Annotated in this window: 15 protein-coding genes; 3 read left to right on the plus strand and 12 right to left on the minus strand. The window is 56.4% G+C overall.

Translation table 11 applies throughout. The annotated features are described in order from the left end of the window. A partial coding sequence (locus DWV16_RS19665; RefSeq protein ID WP_243007338.1) for an amidohydrolase family protein occupies positions 1-446 on the minus strand: 446 nt, incomplete at its 3' end. Positions 447-524: 78 nt separating this feature from the next. Continuing rightward, positions 525-1727: an acetate/propionate family kinase gene (locus tag DWV16_RS14955; protein WP_118480020.1), complete on the minus strand. Its 1203-nt coding sequence runs from the start codon at positions 1725-1727 to the stop codon at positions 525-527. Between the two features lie 128 nt (positions 1728-1855). Between DWV16_RS14955 and DWV16_RS14960 the strand changes: the two genes are divergently transcribed. Next, complete coding sequence (locus DWV16_RS14960; RefSeq protein ID WP_158572928.1) at positions 1856-3061, plus strand: nucleotidyltransferase family protein; 1206 nt, start codon at positions 1856-1858, stop codon at positions 3059-3061. A 131-nt stretch (positions 3062-3192) separates the two neighbouring features. Next, positions 3193-3837 carry an orotate phosphoribosyltransferase gene (locus tag DWV16_RS14965; RefSeq protein ID WP_066453191.1) on the plus strand — a complete coding sequence of 215 codons (645 nt, stop codon included), beginning with the start codon at positions 3193-3195 and terminating at the stop codon, positions 3835-3837. 38 nt (positions 3838-3875) lie between these two features. Here the strand turns inward: DWV16_RS14965 and DWV16_RS14970 are convergent, their stop codons facing one another. The 3 genes from DWV16_RS14970 to DWV16_RS14980 are packed head-to-tail and all read right to left on the minus strand — an operon-like array spanning position 3876 to position 5752. Further along, positions 3876-4499 carry an ABC-2 transporter permease gene (locus DWV16_RS14970; protein WP_118480024.1) on the minus strand — a complete coding sequence of 208 codons (624 nt, stop codon included), beginning with the start codon at positions 4497-4499 and terminating at the stop codon, positions 3876-3878. Beyond that, entirely contained in the window at positions 4499-5371 is an 873-nt protein-coding gene (locus DWV16_RS14975) for an ABC transporter ATP-binding protein (RefSeq protein ID WP_118480026.1), read from the minus strand. The genes DWV16_RS14970 and DWV16_RS14975 overlap by 1 nt, the downstream gene beginning before the upstream one ends. A gap of 3 nt (positions 5372-5374) precedes the next feature. After that, positions 5375-5752 carry a GntR family transcriptional regulator gene (locus DWV16_RS14980; RefSeq protein ID WP_066453185.1) on the minus strand — a complete coding sequence of 126 codons (378 nt, stop codon included), beginning with the start codon at positions 5750-5752 and terminating at the stop codon, positions 5375-5377. A gap of 270 nt (positions 5753-6022) precedes the next feature. Between DWV16_RS14980 and DWV16_RS19145 the strand changes: the two genes are divergently transcribed. Further along, positions 6023-6199: a hypothetical protein gene (locus DWV16_RS19145; RefSeq protein ID WP_158572929.1), complete on the plus strand. Its 177-nt coding sequence runs from the start codon at positions 6023-6025 to the stop codon at positions 6197-6199. 376 nt (positions 6200-6575) lie between these two features. Here DWV16_RS19145 and carB read toward each other — a convergent pair whose 3' ends face one another. From carB to greA, 7 genes are all read right to left on the minus strand, one after another. Further along, positions 6576-9782 (minus strand): carbamoyl-phosphate synthase large subunit, encoded by a 3207-nt coding sequence (gene carB / locus DWV16_RS14985; RefSeq protein ID WP_118480028.1) that lies wholly within the window; start codon positions 9780-9782, stop codon positions 6576-6578. A 1-nt stretch (position 9783) separates the two neighbouring features. Then, positions 9784-10896 (minus strand): carbamoyl phosphate synthase small subunit, encoded by a 1113-nt coding sequence (locus tag DWV16_RS14990; protein ID WP_066453177.1) that lies wholly within the window; start codon positions 10894-10896, stop codon positions 9784-9786. Positions 10897-10960: 64 nt separating this feature from the next. Beyond that, a complete protein-coding gene (gene pyrF, locus DWV16_RS14995; protein ID WP_066453174.1) occupies positions 10961-11884 on the minus strand; it encodes an orotidine-5'-phosphate decarboxylase in 924 nt (307 codons plus the stop codon). A gap of 1 nt (position 11885) precedes the next feature. Further along, a complete protein-coding gene (locus DWV16_RS15000) occupies positions 11886-13178 on the minus strand; it encodes a dihydroorotase (RefSeq protein ID WP_118480030.1) in 1293 nt (430 codons plus the stop codon). Positions 13179-13455: 277 nt separating this feature from the next. Continuing rightward, the gene (locus DWV16_RS15005) at positions 13456-14103 is read right to left on the minus strand and encodes a hypothetical protein (protein ID WP_066453167.1); all 648 of its coding nucleotides are present in this window, start codon (positions 14101-14103) and stop codon (positions 13456-13458) included. 99 nt (positions 14104-14202) lie between these two features. Beyond that, the gene (lysS, locus tag DWV16_RS15010) at positions 14203-15717 is read right to left on the minus strand and encodes a lysine--tRNA ligase (protein ID WP_066453164.1); all 1515 of its coding nucleotides are present in this window, start codon (positions 15715-15717) and stop codon (positions 14203-14205) included. A 120-nt stretch (positions 15718-15837) separates the two neighbouring features. Continuing rightward, entirely contained in the window at positions 15838-16311 is a 474-nt protein-coding gene (gene greA / locus DWV16_RS15015; protein ID WP_118480032.1) for a transcription elongation factor GreA, read from the minus strand. Positions 16312-16393 lie beyond the last annotated feature (82 nt).

Below are 16393 nucleotides of genomic sequence, written 5' to 3' on the forward strand. Positions count from 1 at the left end.
AACAGGATCGGCAGGCCCGCCGCTGCGATTGCTTCATACATTGGAAGCGCGGCCGGGTCATCGATGTTGAATTCCTGAAAATCAGGATGCAGCTTGATCCCATGCAGGCCGAGCCCCTTGACCCGTTCGATCTCAGCCTCCATATTTCCATAGCCGGGGTGCATGGTGCCGAAACCGAAAAACTCCGGATGCACCTGGCATTTTTCAGCGACAAAATTGTTGATCATCTCGACCTGTTCCGGCTTGGTCGCGGTCGAACAGACCAGATAACGGCTCACGCCGATCTTCTCGCCGCTTTCGATGAGCAGATGCGAAAGGCCGGTATGCTTCATCGAAATGCCATAAAAATTGCCGATATTTTTGGTCGCTTTTTCAGCGATCTTCTGCGGGAAAATATGCGCGTGCGCATCGATAATTTTCAGTTCCCGCCCATTTTTGTCTTTCATCCCGCAACTCCCCTTGCAAGTGATTTGAAAGAAGCCATCCGCCTGTAAGCGGATGGCTGTCTTTTCATCTGAATCGGCTTATTTCAGGCCGACAAGCTCTTTGGTATCGCGCGCGATCAGCAGTTCTTCATTGGTCGGGAGCACCCAGATCTTGACCTTGCTGTCCGGAGCGCTGACTTCCGCTTCCTTGCCGGAGCATGCAGGATTTTTTTCATCATCGATCTTGATGCCGAGCGCTTCCATCTCGCGGCAGATCATCCAGCGTGCACGGGCGGAATTTTCACCGATACCGCCGGTGAATACAAGCGCGTCAAGGCCGTTCATCGCAGCCATATAGCCACCGATGAATTTCTTGATCTGATATGCGAACATATCGAGCGTGAGGACCGCGCGTTCGTTGCCTTTATCCGCGGCGTCGGAAAGGTCGCGCATGTCGCTCGAGATGCCGGACAGGCCCAGGAAGCCGGATTTTTTATTCATCAGGTCGGACATCTGATCCGGGGTCAGGTGCTCCTTGTTCATCAGGTAGGTCACAACCGACGGATCGATGCCGCCGCTTCTGGTGCCCATGATGAAGCCGTCAAGCGGGGTGAAGCCCATCGAGGTGTCGACAACCGCCCCGTCCTGGATCGCGGCAAGTGAAGAACCATTGCCGAGATGGCAGGTGATGATACGGCTGCCCTTGACCGGGCTGCCGGTAACTTCAAAATACCGTTTGCTGACAAAGCGGTGGCTGGTGCCGTGGAAGCCATAACGGCGAATGCTGTATTTCTCATAATATTCATACGGGACGCCGAACATGTAGGCTTTCGGCGGCATGGTCTGATGGAACGAGGTGTCGAAGATCGCGACCATCGGAGTCTCTTTGCCGAATACTTCCTGGCAGGCCTTCATCGCGGTGGCCTGCGGCGGGTTGTGCAGCGGGCCGAGCTCCGAGAACGAGAAGATGTCGTCGATGACCTGATCGGTGATCAGGGTGGAAGTTTTGTATTTCTCGCTGCCGTGCAGGACGCGGTGTCCGACCGCGGAAATCTCCTTCACCGTGTCGATGACCTTGCCTTCGCCTTCGGTCAGGGTTTTGACCAGCTCGAGAAACGCTTCCTTGTGGGTCGGGAAATCGACATCCCGGTCGATTTTGCGACCGTCCGCAGTCTTGTGGCCAATGTGGCCGCCCGCGCCGATCCGTTCGCAGTTGCCTTTTGCAAGCACGCTTTCATCGGTCATATCGATGAGCTGATATTTGAGCGACGAACTGCCTGCGTTGATAACCAGTACCTTCATTTTTTGTTTGCTCCTTCACCTTTTGTTGAATATGCTTGACAGCTTCACATACGTTTATATATTATTACACTATAATCAAAAATTCAAGTGCGCGTTGTAAAAAAATGCAATTTAGACAGGTGTTTTTCATGAAAGATGCGATTATTGCAGGAATTGTTGCGGAATACAACCCGTTTCACAACGGACACGCCCACCAGATCGAAGCCACCCGCGCCGCCGGGGCAACCCATATCGTCGCTGTGATGAGCGGGAACTTCATCCAGCGCGGCGGGCCTGCCTGCGCGCCAAAGCACGTACGCGCCAACGCTGCCGCCGCCTGCGGCGCCGACCTTGTGCTCGAGCTGCCGCTCCCCTATGCGATGGCCACCGCCGAACGTTTTGCCTGCGGGGCGCTTCAGGTGCTTGGCGGGCTGGGCTGCGTGGATGTACTTTCGTTTGGAAGCGAATGCGGCGACATCGACCTGCTGGTGAAGGCCGCCGAAGCGGTTTCCTCACCCTACTGCGACGAATATACCAAAAACCTGCTCGTTGACGGCATCACCTACGCCCGCGCGCGCCAGAAAGCGGTTGAGACACTTTACGGCCCGGAAGTGGCCGGCGTGCTCGAATCCCCAAACAACACGCTCGCGGTCGAATACCTCGTGCAGATCGGTATGCAGGGGCTGAAGCTCTCTCCGTTTACCGTAATGCGCACCGGGGCGGCGCACGACGCGCAGGCTCCAAGCGGCAGGATTGCCGCGGCTTCCCATCTGCGCAATCTGCTCGATCTCGAGGGGATCGAGGCGATCGCCCCATTCGTACCGCAAGCGGCGTTTGCGGTCTATCGTTCGGCTGCGGCTGCGGGGCTCGCGCCATTCGGTTCCCACAGCCTCAACACCGCTGTTCTTTCCGCACTTCGTGCGATGGAGCCCGAAGCCTTTGCAGCGCTGCCCGACATCTCCGGCGAGGGACTTGACAACCGGCTCCGCGACGCGGTAAAAAACGCGGTCTCGCTCGATGAACTGCTTTCGCTCGTCAAGACCAAGCGCTACCCGCTTTCCCGCATCCGCCGGCTCATCTGGAACGCCTACCTGCGGGTGGATGCGCAGCTGATGCGCACGCCGGTACCCTATCTGCGGGTGCTCTCCTTCAACAAGCGCGGACTGGAAATTCTCTCGGCGGCAAAAGCCGCCATGCTGCCGGTATCCCATTCGCTTGCGAAGCTGGAGGCGCTGGGCGGGGACTGCGAACGGTTCGCAAAACTCGAAGCAAGCGCTGCCGATCTATATACCCTTGGGCTCCCAACCGTACAGCCCTGCGGGAGCGACTACCGGCAGAAAATTTCGGTTCGATGAACATCCGCATAAACAATATATCATGTTTAAAATCGGATCTATTTGTTGAAAATATTTGTGCGATATGGTATAATACAAATACAAGAAGATGACCACGGGATGATTTTACCGACAGATGGGAGGCTTTCGCTATGACTGGTTCTTCGGTGATTCTGCGTTCAACCAACAACCCGGCGCTGGAAATCAGCGCGGTCCCCGGGCATTTTGTGAAGCGTCATTGCCACGTCAACTACTACATAGACGTCACCAACATGCAGCATGATCACATGATGGCCCGTGAGGCGGGCATCGCGCTCGCGGAAATTTATGTCTATGACCGGCCGGTCGACACCATCCTCTGCATGGACGGCAGCGAGGTGATTGCCGCCTTCCTTGCGCAGCGCCTCTCCAAAAATGAGATGCTCTCGATGAACCGCATGAAGGATATCCACATCGTCACACCCGAATCCGACCCGAACGGCCAGATGATTTTCCGTGATAACCTCCAGCCAAAGGTGAATGGTCACAACCTGCTTCTGCTCATCACCACCGTCACCACCGGCCGCACCATCCGCAGGCTGGTCGAATGCGCTAAATATTACGGCGGCAACATCATCGGCGTAGCCGCTATTTTCTCCTCGATCGACGAGATTGACGGTATCCCGGTGCAGCACCTGTTTTCCGCCGCCGACCTTCCCGATTTCGCGGTCTTTTCCCACAGCGAATGCCCGGCCTGCCGGGATAAGGTGCCCATTGACGGGCTGGCAAACAGCTTCGGAATCTCGCGTGTAAACTGAAAACATCCCCCGGCCAAGGCCGGGGGATGTTTTTTTGTTTATTCGGTGAATTGGCGGCGGGAATAGAGCCGCAGCGCCACGAAATAGGAAACAATGAGCAGCCCTGCCGAAACCAGATAGAGCGACGCGGATTGCGGCGGACCCGACACGCCGAAACCGGTTGAGAGGGCCAATACGGTGCCGCCGCCCATAAAAGCGAGCATATAAAGTCCCATAACCCACCAGCGGGCCTTCATGACGCCGAGATAAAGCACCAGCGGCAGGACAACCGCGGCAAAGACCGCGCCGAGCAGAAACAGGACCGGCAGCGCGCCCATGGCGCTTTCCAGCTTCTGTGAAACCGGGAACAGTCCGATCACCAGGTTGATGAGCCCGATCAGGAGATGCGCCGCCAGCAGGACGGCCAGGGCATAGAGGTATTTCGCCTGCACGACCTGTTTGCGGCTGACCGGCAGGGTTCCCAGCAGGTAATTGCCCTTGCTCGCCTCATCGTAGGACATTGGGCCGTACACGCCCATGTACAGAAAGATCATATAGCCGAATGAGATCATCCGCATGTCCGCCGCAACTACCAGCAGGAACAGCAGATACAGGACCAAAACCTTTCCAAGGCTCAAAAGTTTGAGAAAGTCCATTTTGACAAGCTTTTGCACATTTCCCATCAGGACTTCCCCCTTTCCATTTTCGTGTAATTGATAAAGATATCTTCGATCGTGGGTTTTTCATAAATGGCTTCGTCCCCAAGCAGCTCATGGATTTTCCGCGGGCAGTCGCACAGCCCCCGGAACCCAAAGTCAGACCGCTCCACATCGATCATATTTCGCTCAATTTCCGGGGTGAGCAGTTCGATGCGGGCCTTCACCACCCGGTGCGATTCAATCAGGCTGTCTTTGTCCTGGGAAAGGATCAGCCTGCCGCCGTGCAGAAAATGCACATAGTCCGCGATTTTGTCGAGGTCGGAGGTGATATGGGTGGAAAAGAAAACAGTCACGCCTTCCCGCTGCATCTCGTCCGCAAGGATGTCGAGAATCTCCTGCCGCACCAGCGGGTCGAGGTTTGCGGTGGGTTCATCCATCAGGAGCAGACGCGGATGATGGCTGAGTGCAACCGCCAGCGCGAACTGTTTCTGTTTGCCTTTGGAAAGGTCTTTATACTTCTTATTCAAATCGAGCGAGAACCGTTTCGCATAGTTTTCAAACGCGGATTCCTCCCAATCGGAGTAAAACGGAGCGACCATCTTTTTGATGTTTTTAAGCTTTGCCTGGTCAAGATAACCGGGCTGTTCCCCAATATAACTGATCTGTTCCCGGATTTTTTTCCCATCCCGATGGGAGTCGAGCCCGAATACCGAGATGGCGCCTTCATCCGCGTAGATCATATCCATGATCAGTTTGAGCGTGGTGGTCTTGCCCGCGCCGTTTTCCCCAATGAAGCCGGTGACATATCCTTCCTCCACCGCGAATTCCGGCAGGCTGAGGGTAAAGCGGCTTTTGGGAAAGGTTTTGCGCAGAGCGCTGATTTCAATCACATTCATGGTTTATGTTTCCTCCCTGAATAGTGTTTCGGTGATCTCCTGCAGCTCTTCCAGGCGCAGGCCGATCGATTTGGCGGCGTCCACCGCTTCGGACAGCTTCGCTTCAATCTGACTCATGGCCACTTCGCGCAGCCGGTCCAGGTTTGCGAGCGAGACAAAGGTCCCTTTCCCCGGTGTGGTGGTGAGAAAGCCGTCCGCCTCCAGATCGTCGTAGGCGCGCTTTGTTGTGATAATGCTCACCTTGAGCTCTCGCGCGAGATAGCGGATCGAGGGCAACGGCTCGCCCTGCGTGAGATTTCCCGCGAGGATTTCATTTTTGATCTGCTCCTCAATCTGCTCATAAAGCGGCCGCGCGGATGCGTTTGAGATGATGATGTTCAATTGACCGCCTCCATCGTTTTAACTGTATCTATATTATATATACAGTTATATCATTTGTCAATAGGAAAAAAGTAGAACCGCATGCCGAGGGGGTACCCTGCATGCGGTTCTTTTCTTCAGTCCATCAGGGAGACGAACCGGAGTGCCTGTAGTATAGCACAAGCATCCTCCAAAAAATATAACCGCATTTGCAACCAAATGCGGTTATATTTTTCATGCCAGAATACCGGTATAATGGCAGCAGACAACAACGAAGGCCGGAGTGACAGCATGTTTGAGGTAAGCTCGGATTTTCTCAAAGCGAATATGCCGCGCACCATCCGTTTCACCGAAAAGCTCTTCGCGGAGCTCAGCGAGGTCGCGCAGCGGGAGGACGTTTCCTTCAACATGCTCGTACTGCAATGCTGCCGCTACGCGCTCGACCATATGCGTAAAGACGATGAATAGCAAAACGTTCCGAAAAACGCAAGCGTCAAGATGAACGGGCCTGCGGCCCGCGCTTGCCTTTTCCTTCCCGTTTTGCAGCGATACAGACAAGGGCGGAAAGCACCAAAGTGCTTTCCGCCCTTTTAAAATCCGTTTGTCCGCTTTGCGCGCAGCGCATTTTCGCGCCGAGCGCGAAAATATGTCCCGCGCGGTGAGCGCGGCAGGCTTCGTCTTGTCTGCAAGGCGCTGGGCTGGGGGATTTTCAAGGGGGCCGCAGGGGTCCCCTTGAATGCCCTTCTTTGGGTACTTTCTTGGGCAAGCAAGAAAGTACCTCGTCGGCGCGGCGAAACGCGCAAACTCCGGGCGCGCGAAGGGCGCACCCCGCGCCGGGCAGGCGCTAAATCTTCACAATGTCCACCAGATCCACGTCGTCGATCGTCTTTTTCATCATCAGGCAGTTGGCGAGCGCGTTGGCCGTATCGAGCGAGGTCAGGCAGGGGATCGAAAGCTCGACCGCCTTGCGGCGCATCTGCACCGAATGACGTGCGGGCATACGGCCTTTGGCGGAAGTCGAGACGATATAATCGAGCTTTCCGCTTTCGACCAGATCCATCACATGCGGATGATCGCCGTCCATTTTGCGCACTACATTCGTGGCGATCATGTGGCGGTTGAGCACCGATGCGCAGCCCGGCGTCGCATAAAGAGTGAAGCCCAATTTCTCAAATTTCTCAGCGAGCGGGATCATCTCCTGCTGGTCGGAATCCTTAACGGTGAGCAGCACGCCGCCATTTTCAGCAGTTCTCTTGAGCTTATAACCCGCGGCGACCAGCCCTTTGAGCAGTGCTTCCTCAAAGGTTTTGGCGATACCGAGCACCTCGCCGGTGGATTTCATCTCGGGCCCGAGCGCGGTGTCCACGTCATGCAGCTTTTCGAAGGAGAAAACCGGAACCTTAACCGCAACGTAGTCGCCCTCCGGATAGAGGCCGGAACCATAGCCCATCTCACAAAGTTTGTGCCCGAGCAGCAGCTTGGTTGCGATGTCCACCATCGGCACGCCGGTCACTTTGGAGATATATGGGACGGTGCGCGAGGAGCGCGGGTTGACCTCGATGACGTAGACCTCGTTGTTGTAAATGACATACTGGATATTTACAAGACCCACCACCTTGAGCTCCCGCGCGAGCCGGCCGGTGTAATCGATGAGGGTCGCCTTGATCTTCTGCGAAAGGGTCTGCGCCGGATAGACCGAGATTGAATCGCCCGAATGCACGCCCGCGCGCTCAATGTGCTCCATGATGCCCGGGATCAGGTAATCCTGGCCGTCGCAGATCGCGTCGACCTCAATCTCCTTGCCCATCATGTATTTATCGATGAGCACCGGGTTCTCGATGTTGTGGGACATGATGATCCCCATGTATTCGGTCACGTCCGCATCGGAATAGGCGATGATCATGTTCTGGCCGCCAAGCACGTAGGACGGCCGCAGCAACACCGGATAACCGAGGCTGTTCGCGGCGGCGAGCGCCTCCTCGGTGTTCATGACCGTATGCCCCGCCGGACGCGGGATACCGCACCGCTCCAGCACCTGATCGAACCGCTCACGGTCCTCCGCGGCATCGATGCTGTCCGCGCTGGTGCCGAGGATGTTCACACCCTTTTCCACCAGGTGCTTGGTCAGCTTAATGGCGGTCTGGCCGCCGAACTGCACCACAACGCCCCACGGCTTTTCGGTTTCAATGAGGTTGTCGATATCCTCCGGGGTCAGCGGGTCAAAATAGAGCCGGTCGGAGGTGTCAAAGTCAGTAGAAACGGTTTCGGGGTTGTTGTTGGCGATAATCGCCTCGTAACCCTCCTCCTTAAGCGCCCAGACGCAGTGTACCGAGCAGTAGTCGAACTCGATGCCCTGGCCAATGCGGATCGGGCCGGAGCCGATCACCAACACCTTTTTCTTGCCGGTGGGGTGATGCTGGAGGAATTCCGCCGCTTCGTTCTCCTGATCGTAGGTCGAGTAGAAATACGGCGTTTCAGCCGAAAATTCCGCCGCGCAAGTGTCGACCATCTTGTAGGAGGCGAAGCGTTTCCAGGCGGGATCAATTTTGCACCCGGAAAGCTTTTCCGCCGTCTTATCAAGGAAACCGTACTTCTTGGCAATTTTATATTTCTGCTCGGTGAGCGGGCCGTCCGCCAGATAGGATTCGAGATCGACGAGGTTTTTGAGCTTTGCCAGGAACCAGTGGTCAATCATGGTGATTCCATGGATCGTTTCAGCCGGGATACCGCGCACAAGCGCCTCGTAGACCACAAAAATCCGCTCATCGTCGCAGTTATGCAGCAGCGCGACAATCTCATCGTCGGTTTTGTCCTTCAGCTTTTTGTAATCCAGGGTGTCGAGCCCAAGCTCGATTGAGCGGACCGCCTTCATCATCGCCTGTTCAAACGAGGTACCGATGGCCATGACTTCTCCGGTCGCCTTCATCTGGGTGCCGAGCGTCCGTTTGCCGTAGACAAATTTATCAAACGGCCATTTCGGGAATTTGACGACAATATAGTCGATGGTCGGCTCAAAACAGGCATAGGTCTTGCCTGTGACAGCATTGATAATTTCGTCGAGGGTGTAGCCGATCGCAATTTTGGCCGCGACCTTCGCGATCGGATAGCCGGTCGCCTTGGACGCGAGCGCGGACGAACGCGAAACCCGGGGATTCACCTCGATGACCGCGTATTCGAAACTGTCGGGTTTCAGCGCGAACTGGACGTTGCAGCCGCCCTCCACGCCAAGCGACCGAACAATCGTGATCGCTGCCGAACGAAGCATCTGGTACTCTTTGTCAGCCAAAGTGACGGCAGGCGCGACCACGATCGAGTCACCGGTGTGCACACCGACCGGGTCGAGGTTCTCCATCGAACAGACGGTGATGGTGTTTCCCTTGCGGTCGCGGATGACCTCGAATTCGATTTCCTTCCATCCGGAAATGCATTTTTCAATCAGCACCTGGGTGATGGGCGAAAGGCGCAGGCCATTGCGCGAAATTTCGCGCAGCTCGTGTTCGTCGGCCGCGATTCCGCCGCCGGTGCCGCCGAGCGTGAAGGCCGGGCGCACGATGACCGGATAGCCGATCTCCCCGGCGAAAGCTACCGCGTCATCGATCGTGGTAACCACCTTTGACGGGATACAGGGCTGGTTGATCGTCTGCATGGTGTCCTTGAAGATCTGGCGGTCCTCCGCCTTGTCGATCGTTTCCGGATTCGCGCCGAGCAGCTTGACATTGTGCTTTTCGAGGAAGCCCTCCTTCGCCAGCTGCATCGAAAGGGTAAGACCGGTCTGGCCGCCGAGCGTCGAAAGCACGCTGTCCGGCTTTTCCTGCTTGATGATCCGTTTGACCACATCGAGGGTCAGCGGCTCGATATAGATCTTGTCAGCCATCGCCTTGTCGGTCATGATGGTTGCGGGATTCGAGTTGACAAGGACGACCTCCAGGCCTTCCTCCTGCAGCGCGCGGCACGCCTGGGTGCCCGCGTAGTCGAATTCGGCCGCCTGGCCGATCACGATCGGGCCGGAACCGATCACCAGTACCTTTTTGATATCTTCACGTAACGGCATCTCAGTTCCCGCCTTTCTGTGCTTTCATAAGTTTGACGAACCGGTCGAACAGATGCCCGGTGTCGTTCGGGCCGCCGCAGGCCTCCGGATGGAACTGCACGGTGAATATCCGGCCGTCCAGATAGGAGACGCCCTCACAGCTTTGGTCATTCGCGTTCAGATGGGTGACTTTCCCCACTTCCTGCGGGACCGTATCTCCCAACACCTCAAAGCCGTGGTTCTGGCTGGTGACATAGGTCAGCCCGGAGCCCAGGCTGATAACCGGCTGGTTGCCGCCGCGATGGCCGTACTTGAGCTTGGCGGTTTTCGCGCCCTGCGCGAGCGCCATCAGCTGGTGCCCCAGGCAGATACCGAATACCGGCAGGCCGATCTGCGCGATTTCTTTCAGGTTTGCAATGACCTCCCGATCCTCAGAAGGGTCGCCCGGGCCGTTCGAGAGCATTACCCCGTCGTAGCCGCCCGCTATGATATCCGCGGCGGTGGTCAGGCAGGGCAGCACCGTTACGTTGCAGCCCCGCGCGAGCAGCGAACGGCGAATGTTGCGTTTATAGCCGTAGTCGAGAAGCGCGACCTCGAACTGCGGATCGCCGCATTCGTATTTCACCGGTTTTTCGACCGAAACGCTGCGGATGGCATTTTTGATCGAAAAGCTGTTGACCGTTTTCAGAAGTTCTTCCTTTTTGGCATGCACATCCTCAGTGGTGATCATCCCGTTCATCACGCCGTGTTCCCGCAGCTTGCGGGTCAGGGCGCGGGTGTCGATGTCATAGATGCCCACAATCCCATGTTCCTTCAAAAACCAGTCGAGCGTGTGCTCGCAGCGGAAGTTGCTCGGGACCTCGCACCATTCGCGCACGATATATCCCCGCACATAGGAGCTGGACGATTCGCCGTCCTCGCTGTTCACGCCGTAGTTGCCCACGAGCGGGAAGGTCTGGGTGACGATCTGCCCGAAATAGCTCGGGTCGGTCAGCGTCTCCTGATAGCCGGTCATGCCGGTGGTAAAGACCACCTCGCCCACGGTGGTGCCCCGGGCGCCCATCGAAAGCCCCTCGTAAACGGTGCCGTCCGCCAGCAGTAGATAAGCCTTGTCGTGATTCTGTAGTATCTGCATAAACGCCTCCATCTTTCTGATTACCAGAAACGGTATCTCCCGATTCAATTTTTTGTCTGCCGCCTTATCCCACAATCGGCGGAATGGCCGCAGTGATGTCGTTGCGCATCCGGATCGCTTCGTCGCGCGCCGCCCGCGCAAAGTCCGCTTGGGCGCCGGCTTTTTTCCAGGCGGTAAGGATCGCGCGCGAGGAATTCACGATCGCGCCGAGCCCATTTTGATCGAACGCGCCGGCCACATCCTGCGCGCCGCCTCCCTGCGCGCCGTAGCCCGGCACCAGGAAAAAGGTGTGCGGAAGCTTCGCGCGCAGCTCGGAAAGCTGCGCCGGCCAGGTCGCGCCGACCACAGCCCCGACCTGCGAGTAACCATAGGCATTGCAGGTGGCCTCGCCCCATTTTTCGCACATCATCCCCATCGTTTCATAGACTGTCTTATCACCGATCATCTGATCCTGCAGCTCGCCGGACGACGGGTTTGAGGTTTTGACCAGCACGAAGATCCCCTTGTCCGGGTTGCCCGCCATTACGCCCACCAGCGGCTGGATGCCGTCGGTGCCAAGATATCCATTCACCGTCAGCGCGTCGGCGCCGAACGGCGTGCATCGGACGCCGTCGATATCAAGCTCCCCGAGGTGCGCTGCCGCATAGGCCTGCATGGTCGATCCGATGTCATTGCGCTTTCCGTCGGTGATGACGTACATCCCCTTCTCCCGCGCGTATTCAATCGTCTTTGCAAGGCATTTTACGCCGTGCCAGCCGAGCGCTTCATAATAGGCGCACTGTGGTTTCACCGCGGGTACAATATCGCAGACCGCGTCGATGATTCCCTTGTTGAAAGCGAGATATGCCCGCGCCGCGCCGCGGAGGGTTTTACCGAATTCGGCAAAGGCCTCGTCCTGAATCTGCCGCGGGATATAAGAAAGCGTCGGGTCAAGCCCCACAACGGTTGGATTTTTTGTTTCAATGATCCGTTCGATCAGCTTTTTCATTTCAGCGCTCCTTTTCGTCGTCAGTGTATCGGTAGGACGGCTTGCCGTCCAGATAGGTATACTTTACTTTCCCAATGAGCTGCGCGCGGTTAAAGCAGGTGTTCTCCGCCTTTGAGTGCATCCGGCGCTTGTCCACTGTCCAGCGCTCCTCTGGGTCAAACAACACAAAATCCGCCGGGGCGCCCGGCGCGAGACTGCCCGCCTCGATCCTGAGCAGCTTGGCGGGCGCGATGGTCATCATCTCAATCAGCCGTGAAAGGGTGATCACACCCGGCCGCACCAGGTGGGTGAGACCCAGCGCCAGCGAGGTCTCCAGCCCGGTCACGCCGTTGGGCGCCGTGAGGAAATTCTGCTTTTCCTCCTTCGCATGCGGTGCGTGATCGGTAACGATGCAGTCGATCGTGCCATCCGCGATCCCCTCAAGGATCGCCAGCCGGTCGGATTCTTCCCGCAGAGGCGGGGCCATCCGGAAATTTGCATCCCGGCCGAGCAGCATCTCATGGGTCAGGGTGAAATAGTGCGGCCCGGTCTCACAGGTCACCCGCACGCCGCGCCGTTTCGCGTCGCGGATCAGCGCGACAGCGCCTTTCGTGCTGACATGCGCAATGTGCACATCCGTGTCCGAGGCCGCCGCCAGCGCGATCGCCACAGCCGTGCTGCAGTCCTCGCTCGCGCGGTCGACGCCCGGGACATCCAGCTGCCGGCTGACTTCTCCAAGGTGCATGATACCTTTGTTGGTGATATCAAGATCCTCCGCGTGGCAAATGACCAGCAGGCCCTTTTCCTGCGCCTCCCGGAGTGCTTCCAGCAGCAGGCGGTTGTTCTGCACCGGGCGCCCGTCGTCCGAAATGCCGGCCGCGCCCGCCGCTTTAAGCGCGGCAAGATCGGTGCGTTCGCCGCTTTGCAGCCCTTTGGTGACCGCCGCGATGGGGTAGACCTTTGCTTTGGCGTTCTCAGCCTTCTTTTTGATATAAGAAATGACTTCCGGGCAGTCGCAGACCGGGTTGGTGTTCGGCATGCAGGCCACCGAAGTGACCCCTCCCGCGGCCGCGGCCGCGCAGCCGGGGAGAATGTCCTCCTTGTGGGTGTAGCCTGGGTCGCGCAGATGCACATGCATATCCACCAGCCCCGGCGCAAGGATAAGACCCGCCGCATCAAGCACCGGGCAGGTCGATTCGGCCGCAAGAGCGCCGATCCCCGCAACCCTGCCATTTTCAATTTTCAGGTCGCAGACCGCGTCAATCCCCTGAGAAGGATCGCATAGACGCGCGCCTTTGATCAGCAGTTGGTTCATAAGAGCCTCCTTACAGAATCCGGATAAGAAAATACCTACCCATTAAAAATGGATAGGTAATCATAAATGCAAAAGCAAATGGGAAAAGAACGGCTGCATGTAAAGCAGGCATTTCGGTTTTGCATGAACAATCCCCATCACTGTGCGTACTCCTCCGTCTTTGCTTCTTTTTGAATAATTATACATTGCTTTTCCCGTTTTGTCTAGCTGTCAAATCGATGTTTTTTTGCTGATTTCTCGAAAATCTTTTGTGCTCTATCACGTTAGTATGACTTTTTCAGTCCAAGCCCTGCGCAACATATCCAGAAGGAGGGGTACTAAATGCAATATTATTCAAAATCTCCAACTGGTATGCATGTTTTTCCAAGTTTTGTGCATTTTTATTCACGATATTCAATTTTCCGCTCCGCAGCGCCAGATAGAGCTCCGGCAGTTCCTCTAAACCGGACGCCTTTGCGAACGGTTTTCCATTGACTCCATAGAGGAAGTTCCCACTGAGGGCCGGATCTCCCGGATAAAGCGCCGACAGATCCTCAAACAGGCGCTCGTCCCCGAGCATATCGTAAACATAGCGGTCCAGCAGAATCAGATCCGCCGTACCGTTTTTGATCTCGTTCTGCAGCTCCCCGAACAGTTTCGAGGTCTCTCCCGGCTGGCCGTGCGCGGCCGGAAATTCATACACCTTCAGGTTGATTCCGCCGTCCGCGTCGTCCGGCGCATAACCCAAAAACTGGCTGGTGAGCGCATCCTTCTGCTCCACAGAAAGGTATCCGCGCACAGCGACCAGCACCACGTTCCCGGTTGTATCCGGTCCGGCGGTGTAGTAATAGCCGAGCCCCAACAGGACCAATAGGACAATACCGACCACGATCATCCCAAGGTGCCGTTTGCCGCGGATTTTTGTCTCTTTCTGCAGTTCGTCCATCTGGATCCTCCTCTGGTGCGAAGCCGATGCCCACATGGGGAAAGGCGAGCCGCCCTTCCCCATGGACTACATCCGTCTGGGGCCGGTTGTTCTATGCAATCAATCTTTGATTGGCTTCATCGTGGGGAAGAGCAGCACGTCGCGGATCGAAACACTGTCGGTCAGCAGCATCACCATGCGGTCGATGCCAATGCCGATGCCGCCTGTCGGCGGCATGCCGTATTCGAGCGCGGTGAGGAAATCCTCATCGATGTCGCATGCCTCCTCGTCTCCGGCAGCCTTCATCGCGGCCTGGTGTTCAAAGCGTCCGCGCTGGTCGATCGGGTCGTTGAGTTCGGAGAAGGCGTTCGCATGCTCACGGCCCAGGATGAACAGCTCGAACCGCTCGGTGTATTCCGGGTCGGAGGGTTTGCGCTTGGAAAGCGGTGAAATCTCGACCGGGTGCTCGGTGATGAAAGTTGGCTGGATCAGGTGCTCCTCACAGTATTCCTCAAAGAAGAGGTTCAGGATATCTCCTTTGCCGTGCCGTTCCTCGTATTCAATGTGGTGCTCTTTCGCGGCTGCGCGGGCTTCCTCCAGCGTTTTGATCTGGCGGAAATCGACGCCGCTGTACTTCTTGACCGCTTCGAGCATTGAGAGCCGCTCAAACGGGCGGTCGAGATCAATATCGATATCGCCGTACCGGATCTGCCCGGTGCCGAGGACCTGGTGCGCGCAGTGACGGAACAGGCCTTCGGAAAGGTCCATCATGCCGTTATAGTCGGTGTACGCCTCATAGATTTCAAGCAGGGTGAATTCCGGGTTATGGCGGGTGTCAATGCCCTCGTTGCGGAATACCCGGCCGATCTCATAGACCTTGTCAAAGCCGCCGACGATCAGGCGTTTGAGATGCAGTTCAAGCGCGATGCGCAGATACATATCAATATCAAGCGCGTTGTGGTGGGTGATGAACGGCCGCGCCGCCGCGCCGCCCGCGATGGTGTGCAGCACGGGGGTTTCCACCTCGAGAAAGCCCTTGCTTTCAAGATAGCCGCGAATCGCGGTGATGATCTTTGAACGCTTGACAAAGGTCTCCTTGACCTCCGGGTTGACGATCAGGTCGACATACCGCTGGCGGTAACGCAGCTCGGTGTCCTTCAGGCCGTGCCATTTCTCCGGCAGCGGCAGCAGCGACTTGGAAAGCAGCACAATCTTGTGCGCCTTGATCGAGATTTCGCCTTTCTGGGTACGGAACACCTCTCCGGTCAGACCGATAATATCGCCGATATCCCATTTTTTGAAATCGGCATAGGCTTCTTCGCCCACCGCGTCCTGGCGCACATAACTCTGCACCTTGCCGCTGGCGTCGCGGATGTCGATAAACGACGCCTTGCCCATGCCGCGTTTATTCATGATGCGCCCCGCGACCGAAACCTCCTGGCCTTCCATCTCATCAAATTTAGAAACAACCTGATCCGCATAGGCGGTACGGGTATAGGTGGTGATCTCAAAGGGGTTCTTGCCCTCCTCTTTCAGCGCGGCAAGTTTATCCCGCCGGATCTGCAGCACTTCGGAAAGTTTCTGCTGTTCTTCCTCCGGGGTCAGTTCCACTTCATTGTTCTGTGGGTTCTTCATTTTTACACATCCTTACGCAACATTTACATATGGAATTATTATACCAAAAAAGCGGGCTTTTGCAAAGCCCGCTTTTCACAAATATTTCGCCGCATATCAATTTTGATTGATCCAAAGTGATCAAAGGCCGATTTCAAGGATCTTGAGCTTGAAAGTCGCAGCCGGCGCATGGATTTCCACACACTCGCCCACCTTGTGCCCAATAAGACCTTTACCCACCGGGGATTCGTCAGAAATTGTGTTGTCCGAAGCATTCGATTCCACCGAGCTGGCAATACGGTATTCCATCTCCTCATTGTAGTCGAGGTCCAGAATCTTGACGCGGCAGCCAACCGTCACCCTGTCGGTGGCGATTTCCTCCTTCGAGATGATTTTCACATTTTTGAGCTGATCCTCCAGCTTTTTGATCCGCGCTTCCACGACCGCCTGTTCATTTTTGGCCTCATCGTACTCGCTGTTTTCACTCAGGTCGCCGAAACCGCGTGCCACCCGGATTTTTTCCGAGATCTCCCCCCTGGTGACGCTTTTCAGCTCGTCAAGTTCTTTTTTCAGGGCTTCATAGCCCTCTTTCGTCATCAAAAGCTCCGTCGCCATATCCACACATTCCCCTTTACAAGAACATTTTCTTTTGTATATTACAGAAGGCCGCCCTATGGCGACCATCTAGCCAGCAATC

It is taken from the genome of Anaerotruncus sp. AF02-27 (genome assembly GCF_003465835.1).
In the GTDB taxonomy this organism is placed as follows: Bacteria; Bacillota; Clostridia; order Oscillospirales; family Ruminococcaceae; genus Anaerotruncus; species Anaerotruncus rubiinfantis.

Excerpts from the sequence above, each read along its gene's own strand:
- lysS (WP_066453164.1), bottom strand. The coding sequence starts at position 15,717 with ATGAAGAACCCACAGAACAATGAAGTGGAACTGACCCCGGAGGAAGAA.
- DWV16_RS14955 (WP_118480020.1), bottom strand. The coding sequence starts at position 1,727 with ATGAAGGTACTGGTTATCAACGCAGGCAGTTCGTCGCTCAAATATCAG.
- DWV16_RS14975 (WP_118480026.1), bottom strand. The coding sequence starts at position 5,371 with ATGAATGTGATTGAAATCAGCGCTCTGCGCAAAACCTTTCCCAAAAGC.
- greA (WP_118480032.1), bottom strand. The coding sequence starts at position 16,311 with ATGGCGACGGAGCTTTTGATGACGAAAGAGGGCTATGAAGCCCTGAAA.
- DWV16_RS19145 (WP_158572929.1), top strand. The coding sequence starts at position 6,023 with ATGTTTGAGGTAAGCTCGGATTTTCTCAAAGCGAATATGCCGCGCACC.
- DWV16_RS15000 (WP_118480030.1), bottom strand. The coding sequence starts at position 13,178 with ATGAACCAACTGCTGATCAAAGGCGCGCGTCTATGCGATCCTTCTCAG.
- DWV16_RS14970 (WP_118480024.1), bottom strand. The coding sequence starts at position 4,499 with ATGGGAAATGTGCAAAAGCTTGTCAAAATGGACTTTCTCAAACTTTTG.
- carB (WP_118480028.1), bottom strand. The coding sequence starts at position 9,782 with ATGCCGTTACGTGAAGATATCAAAAAGGTACTGGTGATCGGTTCCGGC.
- DWV16_RS14990 (WP_066453177.1), bottom strand. The coding sequence starts at position 10,896 with ATGCAGATACTACAGAATCACGACAAGGCTTATCTACTGCTGGCGGAC.
- DWV16_RS15005 (WP_066453167.1), bottom strand. The coding sequence starts at position 14,103 with ATGGACGAACTGCAGAAAGAGACAAAAATCCGCGGCAAACGGCACCTT.
- pyrF (WP_066453174.1), bottom strand. The coding sequence starts at position 11,884 with ATGAAAAAGCTGATCGAACGGATCATTGAAACAAAAAATCCAACCGTT.
- DWV16_RS14960 (WP_158572928.1), top strand. The coding sequence starts at position 1,856 with ATGAAAGATGCGATTATTGCAGGAATTGTTGCGGAATACAACCCGTTT.
- DWV16_RS14965 (WP_066453191.1), top strand. The coding sequence starts at position 3,193 with ATGACTGGTTCTTCGGTGATTCTGCGTTCAACCAACAACCCGGCGCTG.